This is a genomic window from Pigmentiphaga humi (assembly GCF_900606115.1).
GTDB classification, from domain to species: Bacteria; Pseudomonadota; Gammaproteobacteria; order Burkholderiales; family Burkholderiaceae_B; genus Pigmentiphaga; species Pigmentiphaga humi.
Genome location: NZ_UWPJ01000023.1, coordinates 198006 through 212838 on the forward strand (window position 1 = coordinate 198006; position 14833 = coordinate 212838).

At 66.0% G+C, this 14833-nt stretch carries 14 protein-coding genes; 7 read left to right on the top strand and 7 right to left on the bottom strand.

Annotated elements, in window-relative coordinates:
* Window positions 1–15 precede the first annotated feature (15 nt).
* The 4 genes from PIGHUM_RS14800 (at window position 16) to PIGHUM_RS14815 (ending at window position 5584) form a co-directional block, all read left to right on the top strand.
* On the top strand, window positions 16–984 hold the full coding sequence (locus PIGHUM_RS14800) for a Bug family tripartite tricarboxylate transporter substrate binding protein (protein ID WP_124080332.1): 969 nt from the start codon (window positions 16–18) through the stop codon (window positions 982–984).
* Window positions 985–1107: 123 nt separating this feature from the next.
* Window positions 1108–2271 carry a CaiB/BaiF CoA transferase family protein gene (locus PIGHUM_RS14805; protein ID WP_246013199.1) on the top strand — a complete coding sequence of 388 codons (1164 nt, stop codon included), beginning with the start codon at window positions 1108–1110 and terminating at the stop codon, window positions 2269–2271.
* Window positions 2272–2292: 21 nt separating this feature from the next.
* Window positions 2293–4026 carry a thiamine pyrophosphate-requiring protein gene (locus PIGHUM_RS14810; protein WP_124080334.1) on the top strand — a complete coding sequence of 578 codons (1734 nt, stop codon included), beginning with the start codon at window positions 2293–2295 and terminating at the stop codon, window positions 4024–4026.
* Between the two features lie 103 nt (window positions 4027–4129).
* Window positions 4130–5584, top strand: coding sequence for an NAD-dependent succinate-semialdehyde dehydrogenase (locus PIGHUM_RS14815; RefSeq protein ID WP_246013215.1), 1455 nt, complete (start codon window positions 4130–4132; stop codon window positions 5582–5584).
* A 62-nt stretch (window positions 5585–5646) separates the two neighbouring features.
* Here PIGHUM_RS14815 and PIGHUM_RS14820 read toward each other — a convergent pair whose 3' ends face one another.
* Both PIGHUM_RS14820 and PIGHUM_RS14825 read right to left on the bottom strand, forming a co-directional pair.
* Window positions 5647–6636 (bottom strand): Bug family tripartite tricarboxylate transporter substrate binding protein, encoded by a 990-nt coding sequence (locus PIGHUM_RS14820; RefSeq protein WP_124080336.1) that lies wholly within the window; start codon window positions 6634–6636, stop codon window positions 5647–5649.
* A gap of 38 nt (window positions 6637–6674) precedes the next feature.
* Entirely contained in the window at window positions 6675–8315 is a 1641-nt protein-coding gene (locus tag PIGHUM_RS14825; protein WP_124080337.1) for an FAD-dependent monooxygenase, read from the bottom strand.
* A 98-nt stretch (window positions 8316–8413) separates the two neighbouring features.
* On the opposite strand from PIGHUM_RS14825, the gene PIGHUM_RS14830 reads away from it, so the two are divergent.
* Window positions 8414–9301 (top strand): LysR family transcriptional regulator, encoded by an 888-nt coding sequence (locus PIGHUM_RS14830; RefSeq protein WP_124080338.1) that lies wholly within the window; start codon window positions 8414–8416, stop codon window positions 9299–9301.
* On the opposite strand, the gene PIGHUM_RS14835 is transcribed toward PIGHUM_RS14830, so the two are convergent.
* The gene (locus PIGHUM_RS14835) at window positions 9296–10612 is read right to left on the bottom strand and encodes a citrate/2-methylcitrate synthase (RefSeq protein WP_160142285.1); all 1317 of its coding nucleotides are present in this window, start codon (window positions 10610–10612) and stop codon (window positions 9296–9298) included. The two genes, PIGHUM_RS14830 and PIGHUM_RS14835, sit on opposite strands and share 6 nt — an antisense overlap.
* Window positions 10613–10729: 117 nt before the next feature.
* Here PIGHUM_RS14835 and PIGHUM_RS14840 point away from each other — a divergent pair, with 117 nt between their 5' ends.
* Window positions 10730–11872, top strand: a complete 1143-nt coding sequence (locus PIGHUM_RS14840; protein WP_124080340.1) for an aromatic ring-hydroxylating oxygenase subunit alpha — start codon at window positions 10730–10732, stop codon at window positions 11870–11872.
* On the top strand, window positions 11869–12201 hold the full coding sequence (locus PIGHUM_RS14845; RefSeq protein ID WP_124080341.1) for a non-heme iron oxygenase ferredoxin subunit: 333 nt from the start codon (window positions 11869–11871) through the stop codon (window positions 12199–12201). Before PIGHUM_RS14840 ends, PIGHUM_RS14845 begins: the two co-directional genes overlap by 4 nt.
* Here PIGHUM_RS14845 and PIGHUM_RS14850 read toward each other — a convergent pair.
* The 4 genes from PIGHUM_RS14850 to PIGHUM_RS14865 form a co-directional block, all read right to left on the bottom strand.
* A complete protein-coding gene (locus PIGHUM_RS14850; protein WP_246013201.1) occupies window positions 12171–13601 on the bottom strand; it encodes an MFS transporter in 1431 nt (476 codons plus the stop codon). The two genes, PIGHUM_RS14845 and PIGHUM_RS14850, sit on opposite strands and share 31 nt — an antisense overlap.
* A 2-nt stretch (window positions 13602–13603) precedes the next feature.
* Window positions 13604–13855 (bottom strand): GlsB/YeaQ/YmgE family stress response membrane protein, encoded by a 252-nt coding sequence (locus PIGHUM_RS14855; protein ID WP_124080342.1) that lies wholly within the window; start codon window positions 13853–13855, stop codon window positions 13604–13606.
* 165 nt (window positions 13856–14020) lie between these two features.
* Window positions 14021–14311 carry a hypothetical protein gene (locus PIGHUM_RS14860; protein ID WP_124080343.1) on the bottom strand — a complete coding sequence of 97 codons (291 nt, stop codon included), beginning with the start codon at window positions 14309–14311 and terminating at the stop codon, window positions 14021–14023.
* Window positions 14312–14454: 143 nt separating this feature from the next.
* Window positions 14455–14805 carry a hypothetical protein gene (locus PIGHUM_RS14865; protein WP_124080344.1) on the bottom strand — a complete coding sequence of 117 codons (351 nt, stop codon included), beginning with the start codon at window positions 14803–14805 and terminating at the stop codon, window positions 14455–14457.
* Window positions 14806–14833 lie beyond the last annotated feature (28 nt).

Consider the following 14833-nt stretch of genomic DNA (forward strand, 5'->3'; position numbering starts at 1 on the left):
GCAAGGTGATCAAAGATGAACCCGATACTCGTTCGTGTAGTCGTTGCCTCCTTGGGTTTGGGCACGACGGCGGCGCATGCCGCGGACATCGCTTATCCCACCCGTCCGATCCGGCTGGTCTGCCCGCAGGCGGCGGGAGGCGCGGCGGACATGGTTTCCCGCCTGTTCGCGGAGAAGCTCGCCGTCGAACTGGGCCAGCCGGTGGTGGTCGAGAACAAGGTCGGCGCCAGCACGATGATAGGCGCCGATTTCGTGGCCAAGTCGCCCCCCGACGGCTATACGCTGCTCACCGCCTCGGTGACGACGCTCGCCATCAACCCCGGCCTGTTCGCCAAGATGCCCTATGACCCGGTCAAGGATTTCGCTCCGGTCTCGGTCATGAGCAATCTGCCGTACTACCTGGTGTCCGCGCCCGACCTGCCGGCCAGGAACGTGCAGGAGCTGATCCGCTATGCCAAGGCCCATCCCGGCAAGGTCAACTATTCCTCCCCCGGCACGGGAACCTCGCCGCAGTTGATCGGCGCCATGTTCGCCAATCTGGCCGGGATCGACGTGGTGCACGTGCCCTACAAGGGAAGCAGCAATGCCCAGGTGGACATGGCCGCCGGACGCGTGCAGTTCGCCTTCGAGAGCGGCGCGCTGCCGGGCATCAAGGCCGGACGGGTGCGCGCGCTGGGCTATACGGGCGCCAAGCGCTCCGAGGAAATGCCGGACCTGCCGACGGTCGCCGAGCAGGGACTGCCCGGTTTCGAAGGAAGCGTGTGGAACGGCCTGGTGGCGCCGGCCGGGACGCCGCCGGAGATCGTCGACAAACTGGCCAAGGCCGTCATCAAGGTCGCGCGCATGCCCGAGGTCAAGGCGCGCCTGGGCGAGTACTCCGGCATTCCGGTCGGCAACACCCCGGCCGAATTCGCCGCCCAGATCGAAGCGGATATCCAGAAGTGGGGCAAGATCATCCGCGACAACCAGATTTCCATTCAATGAACCGAACGCGGACCGCCCCGGCGCGGTTCGCGCGGCTGCCTCGGCGCAGCGCATGATTGCAGAGGATTGTCCATGTCCGACCGTTCGTCCGGATCTGTGTCACCGCGGGGGGGATCCGGCCCCTTGCACGGCATCCGCGTGCTCGACCTCACCACCACCATTCTCGGGCCGCTGGCTTCCCAGACGCTCGGCGACCTCGGCGCGGACGTCATCAAGATCGAGCCGCCGATAGGAGACTTGAACCGCCAGATCGGCCCGGCTCCGGCGCCCGGCATGGCGGCCTTCTTCGCCAACGTGAACCGCAACAAGCGCAGCGTGGTGCTCGACCTGAAGAAGCCGGCCGCGCTCGAGGCGCTGATGCACATGGTCAAGCGCGCCGACGTGTTCATGCACGGCATGCGCCCGCAGGCCGCGGCCCGCCTGGGCATCGACTACGCCTCGATCTCGGCCTTGAACCCGCGCATCGTCTACGGCTGGTCGTCCGGCTATCGGGCCGACGGCCCGCGCGCGCACCTGCCTGCCTACGACGACATCATCCAGGGCGAGTGCGGCCTGGCGGGCCTGGTGGGAAGGACCACATCCGCGCCGGGATACATCCCCACGGTCATCGCCGACAAATACACCGGGCAGATGCTGGCCTCGGCCATCGGCATGGCGCTGTTCGACCGCGAGCGCACGGGGCTGGGGCAGGAAGTGCACGTGCCCATGTTCGAAACCATGCTGTCTTTCCTGATGGTCGAGCACTTGTGGTCCAAGGCCTTCGACGGCAGGGAGGGCGGCGAGATCGGCTATCCCAGGCTGATGTCGCGGCATCGCCGGCCCTACGCCACGCGGGACGGCTACATCAGCATCATGGCGAACACCGACGCGCATTGGCGGGCGCTGCTGGCCGCGCTCGACAGTCCGGAGGCTTTCGACGATCCGCGTTTCTCCACGCTGGAAGCCCGGGCCAGGAATTTCGATGCCATCTACGGCTACATCGCCGATCGCATCAGGCTGTTCGACACGGCGGAACTGCGCAGGCGGCTGGACGCGGGCGACGTGCCGGCAGGCGCCGTCAACACACTGGAAGACCTGCTGGAGGACGAGTATCTCTCCCAAACCGGTTTCTTCCACCGCTACGAACAGCAGGCCGCCGGCGCCATGCTGACGACCGCCGTATCCACCTCGTTCTCGCGCACGCCCGCCTCGATACGCCTGGCGCCGCCTTCGCTGGGCCAGCATACCGAGGAGGTCCTGGCCGAGTTCGGCCTGAGCGCCGAGGCGGTCGCCATGGCCATGAACTGACATCCCTCTACGGAAAGACACATGAAACACGACCAAGGATCCGGACCCCAGACCACGGCGAGCCATTTCCTGGATGGGTTGCTGGAAGTCGGCATCGACTACCTGTTCTGCAACATGGGGACCGACCATGCCCCCATCATCGAGGAGCTGGCGGCGCGGCGCAGGCTGGGCGTGAAATCGCCGACCGTCATCCGTTGCCCGCACGAGAGCACGGCCGCGCACATGGCGGGCGGCTATGCCCTGGTGACGGGGCGCGGCCAGGGCGTGCTGGTGCACGTGGACGTGGGCACGGCGAACGCCTCGATGGCGATGCACAACCTGCTGCGCAGCCGCATACCCGTGCTGCTGATGGCCGGCAAGGCGCCGTTCACCAGCGCGGGCGAGCTGCTCGGCTCGCGCGACACCTACGTGCACTTCGTCCAGGAGCCGTTCGACCAGGGCAGCCTGGTCAGGCCCTATGTGAAATGGGAGTGGACGCTGCCTTCGGGCGCCGTCGTCAAGGAAACGCTCAGGCGGGCGCATGCCGTCATGCATTCCGCTCCGCAAGGGCCGGCCTACCTCATGCTGCCGCGCGAGACCCTGACCGAGCGCTGGGAGCCGGCGCAGGTGCGCGCGTACGGCGTGAACCAGTTCGGGCCAGCCCGGGAGAGCGGCGCCGACCCCGAGGTCGTCGCCCGCATCGCGGACCGCCTGGAGCAGGCCGAGCATCCCATCCTGGTGACCGCGTATGCCGGCCGCTGCAGCGGCGCCTCGGAGGCGATCGAAGCGCTGGCGGCCTATGCGGGCATTCGGGTCTTCGAGCCCAACATGGTCAACAACATTTCCCATGAAGGGCCGAATTTCTGCGGCGCCGCGCCGGACCGGCACCTCGCCCGCGCCGACGTCGCCTTCATGGTCGACGTGGACGTGCCCTGGTTCCCGCGGGACGTGGCCTTCAATCCGGATACGCACTGGGTGCAGATCGACGTCGATGTGCTCAAGCAGGATTCGCCCATGTGGTCGTTTCCCGCGAACGAGCGGGTGCAGGCGCGCAGCGCCAGGGTGCTCGAGCAGGTGCTGCGGGAACTGCAGCGGCGCGCGGACGGCGGACTGGCGCGCCGGGCGCAGGCGCGCAATGCCGCCATCGCCCAGGAGCGGGAAGCGCGCATCCGCGCCGCCCGCAGCAAGGCGGAGATGCCTGGGGAGATCGGCCAGATCAACACCCATTACCTGTTCGCGCAACTGGCCAGGCATCTGGACGACCGGGACATCATCATGAACGAGGCGGTCCGCAACGCCGGCATCATGGCCATGCACATCCCGCGTCCCATTCCGGGAACCATGGTGCGGGTGGGCGGCGGCGGGCTGGGCGCCTCGGGCGGCATGGCGCTGGGCGCCAAGCTGGCGGCGCCGGACGCCATGGTGGTCCAGGTCGTGGGCGACGGCAGTTTCTATTTCAACAATCCGAACTCGGTATTCGCGGTGTCGCGCCAGCAGAAGCTGCCCATTCTCACCGTCGTCCTGGACAATGGCGGCTGGTCGGCGGTCAAGCAATCGACGCTGCGGGTTTATCCGGACGGCGATGCCCAGGGGCAGGATTGGTTCGAGGCCGAGCTGCCGGAAGGGGTTGAGTATGCCAAGATCGCCGAGGCTTTCGGCGCGCTGGGCGAGACGGTGGCCGACCCCGCCGCCTTGCCCGAGGCCATCCAGCGCTGCGTCGCCGCCGTCCGCAACGGCAGGTCCGCGCTGCTGCATGTCGCCATCACCAGGATATGAGGCCTGGCGTGATATCCCCCATCAACCAAAGTTAATTGCCGCCGGGGCCGGGCATGCGGACAATCCCCGGGCGCGGCCTGTCATTGCCATATTTTGCTGGAGAATCGCGGTGAGCTACACGAAACTCGAGTTGTACATCGACGGACAATGGATCAGCGGCGGCGGCCGGGCATGCGAGCCCGTCCTCGACCCCGCTACGGAAGAAGTGCTGGGCATGCTGCCGCTGGCCGGCACGGCCGACCTGGACCACGCGCTGGCCGCCGCCGAGCGCGCCCTGCCGGCCTGGTCCGCGCTGCCCGCCTATCAGCGCGGCCGCATCCTGAAGAAGGCGGCCGACCTGATTCGCGAAAGGCTGGAGTCCATCGCCGCCGTCCTGACCCGCGAACAGGGCAAGTCGATACGGGAGTCGCGGATCGAGGTCGCGCTGACCGCCGACATTTTCGAATGGATGGCGGAAGAAGGCCGCCGGGCCTACGGACGAATCATCCCCTCGCGCGATCCGGACTTGCACTGGAGCGTGTTCAAGGAGCCGGTGGGCGTGGTCGCGGCATTCTCGCCCTGGAATTTCCCCGGCACCACGCCTTCGCGCAAGATGGCCGGCCCGTTGGCGGCGGGGTGCTGCTGCATACTCAAGGCGTCGGAAGAAACCCCCGGCACCGCCATCGAACTGACGCGCGCCTTGCACGACGCGGGGCTGCCCGCGGGCGTCTTCAACCTGGTGTTCGGCGTGCCGGCTGAAGTTTCGCAGTACCTCATCGCATCGCCTATCGTGCGCAAGGTCACTTTCACCGGCTCGACCGCGGTAGGCAAACACCTGGCCGCGCTGTCCGCGCAGGGACTCAAGTCGCTGACCATGGAGCTGGGCGGCCATGCGCCGGTCATCGTATTCGACGACGTCGACGTCGAGCGCGTGGTCCGGCTGGCAGTGGGCTCGAAATTCCGCAACGCCGGGCAGGTCTGCGTGTCGCCCAGCCGGATCTTCGTGCATGAACGGATCATGTCGCGCTTCGCGGAGCGATTCGCCAGCCTGGCCGCAGATCTGCGGGTCGGCAGCGGGCTGGACGAAGGCAACGCCATGGGCCCGCTGGCGAATCCGCGGCGCCTGCAAGCCATGGAAACCTATCTGGACGACGCGGCGGCGTGCGGCGCCCGGGTGCTGGCGGGAGGAAGCCGGCGGGCAGGGAAGGGTTATTTCTGGGAGCCCACCGTGCTGGCCGACATTCCGCCGGATGCCCGCCTGCTGCATGAAGAGCCCTTCGGTCCGGTCGCGTCGCTGATCCCGTTCGGCGGGGAATCCGAAGTGCTGGCCAGGTCGAATTCGCTCGCCTACGGACTGGCATCCTACGTGTTCACGTCGGACCTGGACCGGGCCACGCGCGTTTCGCATGCACTGCATGCCGGGCTGGTGGGCATCAACACCTTCACCCTGAGCGGGCCGGAAACGCCGTGGGGCGGCGTGGGCGACAGCGGCTACGGCAGGGAGGGCGGGATCGAGGGGCTGGAGGGATACATGCACGTCAAGACGGTCTCCCAGGCCACGCCTTTCAAGCCGGTTTGAGTTCGCCGCCTTTCCGCTTTGCCGGGATTGGCGGCAGGCATGGTGCCTGCCGCCAATCCCGATCAATCGGCCGAGAGGCCCAATTCGTCGATCAACTGCGTCCAGCGCTGAGAGTCCTTCCTGACCAGGGCTGCAAACTCGCCGGTGGATGACCAGGCCGGGGCCAATCCCTGCGCGTCGAGCGCGCTGGCCACTTCGGGATCCCGCATCGCCTTTTCTATCGCCTCGTTCAATTTCTGAATGACCGGCGCCGGCGTGCCTGCCGGCGCGGTCAATCCTATCCAGAGTTCCGAGTCGAAGCCCGGAACGCCTGAATCGGCAACGGTAGGCAGCCCGATCATCTCGCGTTTTCCGCTCACGGCCAGAGCCCGCAATTGCCCGGTCTTCACGAAAGGCATCAGGGAGTTCGGAATGCCGAACATGACTTGCACGCGTCCTGCGGAAAGGTCCGTGACGGCCGGCGCCGCGCCGCGATACGGCACGTGCACCATTTGTATCCCGGTCATCGACTTGAAGAGCTCGGCCGTGAGGTGGTGCGGCGTGCCGCTGCCTGCCGAGGCATAGCTCAGCTTGTCCGGATTCGCTTTGGCGTAGGCGATCAGTTCCCGCACCGATTTCACCGGCAACCCGGCGTTCGTCGCAAGCATGATGGGGCCGCTGGCAACCAGGGATATAGGCGTGAAATCCTTGACCGGGTCGTAGCCGGCTCCCGTCTTGCGATAAAGCGCCGGGTTCATGGTGAGCAGGTTGTTGGGAGTAATGAGCAAGGTATAGCCGTCGGGCTCGGCGCGCGCTACGTGGGCGGCGCCGAGGTTGCCTCCTGCGCCGGGCCGGTTCTCCACGACGACGGGCTGGCTCCAGTAACTGGACAGCTTCTGGCCGAGAACCCGGGCGACGACGTCGTTGCTGCCGCCGGCGGTATAGGGAACGACGAGCTTGATAGGGCGATTGGGATAGCCGGTTTCGGCTGCCTGGGCATGGCCGGCCGCAGCACATGCCAGGCCGAAGGCGAGGGCGCTGCGCAATGCCGTGCGTCGATGGATGCGGATCATGGTGTCTCCTGGGAAAGGATCGTAGTTTTGAGGCCGGGTCATTGGGGATGCAGGGCTCCGCGGACAAGGTCCGTGAGGTGCAGCGGGTTCGCGATGGCTTGGCCGCGCCATGCCACGTGTCCATCCGGCCGCACCAGAACGAGCGCGGCGCCATACGATTCGCGTACGCGCTGCTCGGTCAGCCGGACGATTTCCAGCGGCACCCGCCGTTCGGAGCATGCGGCGGCGAGCGCCTCGGCCTGGCTATCCACGCCGCTGTCCAGCACCATCAATACGAAAGAGCGGCCGAAGAGGTCCAGCGTGGAGCGGCCGTCATCCAGCCAGACGTGAGGGGCGCGAGAGCCCGGCCGGGCGGTGGGCAGGTACACCCTGAAGTCGTCGGGCGTGGGCGGCGTACCGTCGGGCACGCAGATCGGCGAATCTTCGTAGCGGTGGCCGATCTGCAGCCCCATGGACTCCCATTCCACGCGGGTGGCCTCTCGCAGGCGCTTGCCCAGGCTCTTTCGGATTTGCTCGCCTTCGGGCGTGGCGTCGCAGACGCGCGCGGGGTCCGGCGTATCCTGCCACGCCTTGAAGTTCTGCGTCGAGAATCCGATGTTCCGCCGGGCGATCGGCCTGCGCTCCATTTCGTAGCTGGCCAGCAGGCCGTCGCCTCCCCAGCCTTCGAGCAGCCCCTGGAGCTTCCAGCCGAGATCGAGGACTTCCTGGATGCCCGTATTCATGCCCATGCCGCCGGTGGGCGACATGGTGTGGGCGGAATCGCCCACCAGTACCACGCGCCCCCTTGCATAATGGTCCGCCAGGGTCTCGCTGCGCCGCCAGGGAGTGACCGAGAGCACTTCGAAATCCGTCCGGGCTTCTCCGTCCTGTTCCCCGATCGCCCGGCGGACCCACGACGATGCGTCGAATGATTCCAAGTCCATTTTTTCCTGCGATCCCATGACCGTCAGGCGCCAGATGTCCGAGCCGTCGACGACCGTCAGGTTGCCCCACATGCCTTCGGGACCGACGAACATGTAGCGCTCGGCCTCGCCCATCAGGTGCCTGCGGGCCAGTCCGGGCGAACGGATCAGGATGTTCACGGAGTAGCCAAGCGGCCGGCCCTGCATGGCGATGCCGACGTCTGTTCTCACCTGGCTCGCGGCGCCGTCGCAGGCCAGGACGTACTGTGCCTTGAAGTCCTTGCGGGCGCCCGTCGCCAGATCCAGCGCCTGCACGGCGACGTGATCGTCGGCCTGGGCCAGTGCCTCGTAGCGGTGCTTGAACAAGATCTGCGTTTCGGCATGGCCGAGCGCGGCGCGCGCCAGGATCGGCTGCAGCCAGAGCTGCGGGCATCGCTGTTTTTTCTCCGGGGTTTCCGGCGGCGTGGGCGTGTCCCGCATGCCCGGGTAGAACTCGCGATCCAGCAATAGCCCGTTGAGGGCGGTGCAGAACACCATGGAAAGCTCGTAGTCCTCGGGAAAGCCGCAGGCGCGCACCTCCTGGGCGATGCCCCATTGGCGGAATGCCTCCATCGTACGCACGGCGATCAGGCCGGTTCGCGGATGTTCGATGGTTCCATCGCTCTGCTCGAGCAGTACGGAGCGTATCCCGCGCCGGCTCAGGTCGAGGGACATGGCCAGGCCGACCGGACCTCCTCCCACGATCAGCACGGGTATTTCTCTTACGTCCTCGGACATGCTGACAATCCTTACTTTCCATGGTGTACGAAGCGCTCATGGTGAAGTCCGGGACAATAGGTGTCTAATCAATAATTGATTTTTATTGAATTCATCATATGAATATCAAGAATTTCGATCTCAATCTGCTCAGGGTATTCGTCGCCATCTATCGGCTGCGCAACGTATCGCGCGCCGCGCTCGCCATCGGCCTGACGCAGCCGGCGATGAGCAACGCGCTCAAGCGCCTCAGGGAACAGTGCGCCGATCCTTTGTTCACCCGGGCCGGACGCGCCATGGAGCCGACGATGCTGGCGCATCGTCTGTTCGAGCCGGTGGAAGCTGCGCTCGGAGGCATAGAAGCGTGTTTTGCCCGGGTGGGAGGGTTCGAGCCGGAGGCCAGCGACCGGGTGTTCAAGCTATTGATGTCGGACGTGGGCGAGATGGTGGTGCTGCCAAAGCTGCTGGGTGCGCTGGCCCGCATGGCGCCCGGCGTGCGGATCGAATCCATGCGCATGCCGCTGGCCGACTATCCCCATGCCTTGCGCAGCGGCGAGGCCGATCTGGCAATCGGCAATATCGGTGTCCTGCGCACCGGTTTCTACCAGCAGCATCTGTTCGACGACCGCTATGTGTGCATCGCCCGCGCGGAACATCCCTGCCTGGAGAAGCGGATGACGCTTGCCAACTATCTGGCGTGGGACCACGTTGTGGCGACCTCGGGCAGCACCGATGTGCTGATCGAGGAGGCGCTGTCCGCTCACCGCAAGCACCGGCGCGTCAAGCTCACGGTGACGCACTACCATCGCTGCGCGGTCATTGCCTCGCAATCCGACTTGATCGCCTCCGTGCCGGCGAACGCCGTCCTCGGCATGCCTGGGCTGACGATGATGGAACTGCCGGTGCGCATGCCCGCCGCCAGGGTCCGGCAGTTCTGGCATCGGCGTTCGCACACCGAGGCTTCCCACAAATGGATGAGGAGTGTGATCGCCGGCCTGGACTTATAGGAACCTGTCAGGCGACGTGCCCATATAGCGGGCGCGCGGGCGCAGCATGCCTCCGGACAGCCGCTGCTCTGCGATGTGGGCGAGCCACCCCGCGGTGCGCCCGAGCGTGTGCAGGTAGATCGCCGTTCCTTTGGGCAGGCCCAGTACCATCGTCAGGACGGTCAGCGCGGCAAACAGGTTGGGGAACTTGCCGCTGGCGCGATGGTATTGCTCGATGAAGGCAAACAGCCGGGCCGCCGTGGCGCAGGAGCCTGGGAGTTCGCCGACGAGCCGCAGCAGCAGCTCGGCTCGGGGATCCTTGTCGTAGAGGGGGTGGCCGAAGCAGGGCGCGTCTGCCGCCATAGGCATCGCCGAAGGCGGCGCCTGGAGTTGTTCTTGCAGGAAATCTTCTACATCCATCATGCCGCCCGCCTGCATGGGACCAGCCTGGGCCATCAAGGCCGCTGCGACACACGCGTAGGCATCGACGCCGGTGGAAGCGCTGATGCGGGCGCAAAAAGTGGGCGCGGACAGCTCGTGGTCCACGCTCAATACCAGCGCCGCCGCGATCAGGCCGGCGATGGCGTCGGCATCCGGACGGCTGCCCAGACCGAATCCGGACGTCACGCGGTGCGCGATGAACTCGTTGGCGCGTGCCGTTCGGTACTGCGGCCTGGGGCCGAAATAACCAGAGACGCCCGCGAACGCGCTCAGCAGCCGGATGCCTGTCACATGCATGTCGTTGTACGGCGAGCCCGCTCCCTGTTCTTCCAGCGCGCTGAACCGCATGCCGATCGAACTCAGCAGCCGGATCGGCGATCTCATGACGGCCGAACCGCCGGAATCCGCGACCAGGCCGTCGCAGAAATCCCGCAGGCCATCGTGGCGCGACGGCGGCCATGGTTTGTCGCGGGGCGGCGGCATGCCGTTCCAGATAAGGTCGGCGGTGTACTCGAACGAGCGTCCTTCCCTGGCGAGATCCAGGGCCGGGTGTCCCCGGTAGCGTGGACCGTCTGCGCCGATGTCGCATATCCAGCTCTGGATGATGGGCTCGCCATACCGCAGGACGTGCGCGACAGGCTTCGATGCCTTCTTCGCGCTGGACCGGGTGCGCAGTTTCTCCAGGTCGGCTTTTCGATAGAGGCTGGTTTTCCTGCCGGGTTCCGGCAGAGTCTTGATCAGGCCGCGGCTGACGTAGGTGTAGAGGGATTCCTTTTTCACGCCAAGCATGGCCAACGCCTCTTCCCGCCGGACGTACTCCACGTCATTGACCTGGCGCGTCTTGTCGGGACCCGGGGCGCGCCGGTCTTTTTCCTGTGCTGTATCGGACATCGCGAGCTCCTTTGATGCACGCTTCATTATAGGTCGATTTATAAGTCGATCTATCAATCGATCGACTATAGAAATAAACTTCCGGCGTTGATAGGGCGACCCGGAAAGGAGAACCGAATGAACGCTGCCATCGCACAGATGCGCGAACTCGCGCCGAAATTCCAATTGACCAAAGAGAGCCTCCCCCGCGCCAGGCATTTGCCCGGCATGGTCTACAGCTCGGAGGACATCTATGCGCTGGAGAAAGAGCGCATCTTCATGACGCACTGGCTTTCCGTCGGGCGCGTCGAGGAAATCCCGAACGTGGGCGATTACATGACGTTCTCTGTCATGAACGAGCCGATCATCATTTCGCGCCCGGCGCCGGACGAGATCCGGGTGTGCATGAACATGTGCCTGCACCGCGGCGTCGCCGTGGCCAGCGGATGCGGCAACGCGAAGGACTTCAGCTGTCCCTATCATGCGTGGCTGTTCGATGTGGGTGGACGACTCATTGCCGCGCCGGGCATGAAGGAGTCGGAAGTCGATATGACCGGCGCGAGCCTCACGCAATTGCCGGTGAAGATCTGGCGCGGCTGGATCTTCACGAATTTCTCGGAGAGCCCGCAGCCTTTCGAGGAGTTCATCGAACCCTACGAAGAGAAACTCTGGTGGTTCCAGTCCGGCGAGTGCCGGCTTGCCGACAAAGTCGTGATCGACGTCAAATGCAACTGGAAATTCCTGGTCGAGAACCTGATCGACATCTATCACGTGGGGGTCATTCACCGCAGCACGTTCGGCGGCTTCGTCAAGGGAGAAAAAATCGGCTTCCAACTGGAGCGGGACGGAGGCTGGCACACGCAGTACGAGGCTCGCCCCCATTCGAAGGGAGGGCAGCAGGTATTTCCCACGCTTCCCTGGGCCCAGGACAAGTCGCCGGGTATCGCCTGCAAGGCAGGCATTTATCCGAACCTGAACCTGTCCATGCGCGCAGACAGCCTGCGCATGTGGCATGTGTGGCCCGTATCGCCGAATGAAACGCGCATCATTTGCTACCTGCTGTTCCCGGACAACGCCTTCTCGATCCCCGATTACGAGGCGGAACTCGGCAAATATCGAGAGTTCGTCAAGCAGATCATTGCCGAAGACGCGGTCATGGTGGAGTCGCTTCAGAATGCCGCCGCATCGAAGTTCCTGAAGCCGGGCCCGATGTCCCCGCTCGAAGGCGCGCTTCACCACATGGAGCAGCACTACATCGATCTGATGACGAGGGAAGCATGAGCGGCGCCGGCTGGATCGCGGTTGCGGGCTACGAGGAGGTGCCCGAGGACGGGACGCTCGCGTCCCGGATGGAGGATGTCTCGGTCTGTCTGTACAAGGTCGAGGGGGAGATCTATGCCACCGACAACCAATGTACGCATGGCGATGCAGAGCTGTCGGAGGGACTCATCCAGGACGGCTGCCTGATCGAATGCCCGCTGCACGAGGGCATGTTCGACATCCGGACGGGAAAGGCGGTTTCGCCGCCCTGCACGCGGGATATCCGCAGCTACGAGGCCAAGGTGGAAGGGGCCGTCATCTACCTGCGCACATCCGCCCGCGCGACGTGATCTCCCGCATCGCGGGCCAGCCTCATGCAGTCGAGCACGCCCAGCAGCGCGACGCCGGCCACGATGACGAAAGCGATGCGGAAGGGCGCGGCCGGGTCGGCGGCGCCGGAGACGGCTTCGCCCAAGCGCCAGGCGATCGCGCCCACGGTGATGCCCAGGCCGATGGCGAGCTGGAAGCCGGTCGAAAACAGCGTGTTGGCGCTGGGCATCAGGCGCTGCTCGACGTCGGCGAAGGCGATGGTGTTCAGCGCGGTGAACTGCATGGAGCGCGACAGGCCGCTGATGAACAGCACCGCGCACGCGTAGGCGATGGACATGTCGGCGGTGAAGCTGGCGCAGGCGGCGATGGCTGCGGCGTTGATCAGGCCGTTGACCACCAGCACCCGGCGAAAGCCCCAGCGGCGCAGAACCCGCGTGGTCATCGGCTTCATCGCCAGGTTGCCGGCGAACACCGCCATCAGCATCAGGCCGGCGTGGAAGGAGTCGTAGCCGAAACCGATCTGCAGCATCAGCGGCAGCAGGAAGGGAATGGCGCTGACGCCCATGCGGAACAGCGAGCCGCCCCAGATCGTGACGGCGAAAGTGCGTACGCGCAGCGGGGCCAGGTGCAGCATGGGCTGCGGCGCGCGCTTGAGGTGGCGCAGGCCCAGCGCCAGCAGCGCCGCGCCGAGCAGGCCGGCCGCGGCGGCGCCGTTCCAGCCGGCTTCGGGCTGGGCCAGCCATTCGGCCGCAAGCATCAGGCAGAACAGCGCCGCCCCGGTCAGCAGGAAGCCAGGCCAGTCGAAGGCGCGGTCCCGCTGGCCGGGCGTTTCGGGCACCAGCCGCAGCGCGAGCCAGCACGCGATCACGCCCAGCGGCAGGTTCAGGTAGAAGATCCAGCGCCAGTCCAGGTGATCGACGATCAGTCCGCCCAGCGGCGGCCCTAATACCGGCGCGACCAGCGCCGGCCAGGTCAGGGTGGCGATGGCGGCGATCAGGCGTTCCTTGGGCGTGGCGCGCAAGACGACGAGCCGGCCCACCGGCACCATCAGCGCGCCGCCCATGCCTTGCAGGATGCGGGCGGCGACGAACTGGGGCAGGGTGGCGGCCAGCCCGCACAGCAGCGAGGCCAGCGTGAACAGCGCGATGGCGAGGGCGAACACCCGCCGCGCGCCGAAACGCTCGGCGATCCATCCGCTGACGGGGATGAACACGCCGAGCGTCAGCATGTATGCGGAAATGCCGGTGTTGAGTTCGACCGGCTGGACGGAGAAGCTGCGGGCCATGGCGGGCAGCGCGGGCGCGATGACCGTGGCGTCGAGGTTCTCCATGAAGAAGGTGCCGGCGACCAGCAGGGCCATCAGCGTGCGCCGGTCGAAAGCTTGGGGAGCCGGCTGTTCCCCGCTGGCGTGAGGCGGCACCGTCAGGATTTCTTGCGCAGCATCCCGACGATCACCAGCAGGACGATGGCTCCCACGACCGAGGCGATCCAGCCCGCGGGCTCGCCGGGCTCGTACCAGCCCAGGCCGCGGCCCGCATAGCCCGCCAGCAGCGAGCCGGCCACGCCCAGGACGATGGTCATGATCCAGCCCATGTTGTCGCTACCGGGTTTGATGGCACGCGCAATAAGGCCGACGACCAGGCCGACGAGCAAAGTTCCGAGCAGAGACAGCATGGTGGTTCTCCGTGTGAAAAAACTGTCGCATCCCAATTCCAGCGCTACCCTGCCTCGATCCCTACCCGATGAAGCACGTTGAGGTGAGATCCAGGGTGCAGCGGATCCGGCTCCGCCGGTCCGCCTGCACCGCCCCCTGGGGGCGCGCGTAAGCGCGCAGGGGGTTTACCTAATGCTATAGCCCCGCGAGCGCATGCAGTCGTTTGCGATGCCGGACTGGCGCTCGGCATTGGCCAGGCCGTCGCTGACGCCCGAGCCGCTGCCGGCATTGATGCCGCGGTACGAGGGAGCGCTGGCGGACGGCGCGCTCAGGCGGGCCTGGCGCTCGCATTGCAGGCGGTCGTGCTCGGCCTGCTCGGCGGAAGCGCTTTCCTTGTGCCAGGAGCTCGAGCCCGGGCCGATGGCGCATGCGGACAGCGCCAGCAGGCTCGACAGCGCGGCGGATAGCTTGTTCATGACGGGTTCCGGTTCTGGTTTTTGCATGAGGCCCGCAGGCCGGCCCGGCAGAGCCGGGGAATACGCAGATTGTATTCAAACGCACGCGGCTCGCGCACGCTATTCAAGCTTTTTGCCGCCTGGCCGCGCATGGACGAAACACACTAGTTTTCGTCGTCGTATTCGAGTTCCGCCAGCCGGCGGCGCAGCACGCGGGCGTCGACCTCGGTATGGCCATAGGCCTTGGCCAGCCGGCCGGCCCCGGCGCTCTCTTGTTCCTCCGCTTCCTGGAACAGGGAGAGTTCGAAGGCGGCGAGCCGCCGCTGGCGCAATTGGCGCATGTACTGAAGAATGTTTTTCATGGCAACAAGGATTGCGGCAGGCAGTTGCCGCACGTTATGGTGCCGCGGCATCGGCGATGCGTCCGGCTTTTTCGACCTGTTATAGACGCTTTCCGCTGCGCCGGCCAGCCCGGCAGATGTAAGCAGTACCGGGAATGAGGCTTGCTGGGCCACGTACTACCGCTGGGAGAGTATTGGAATG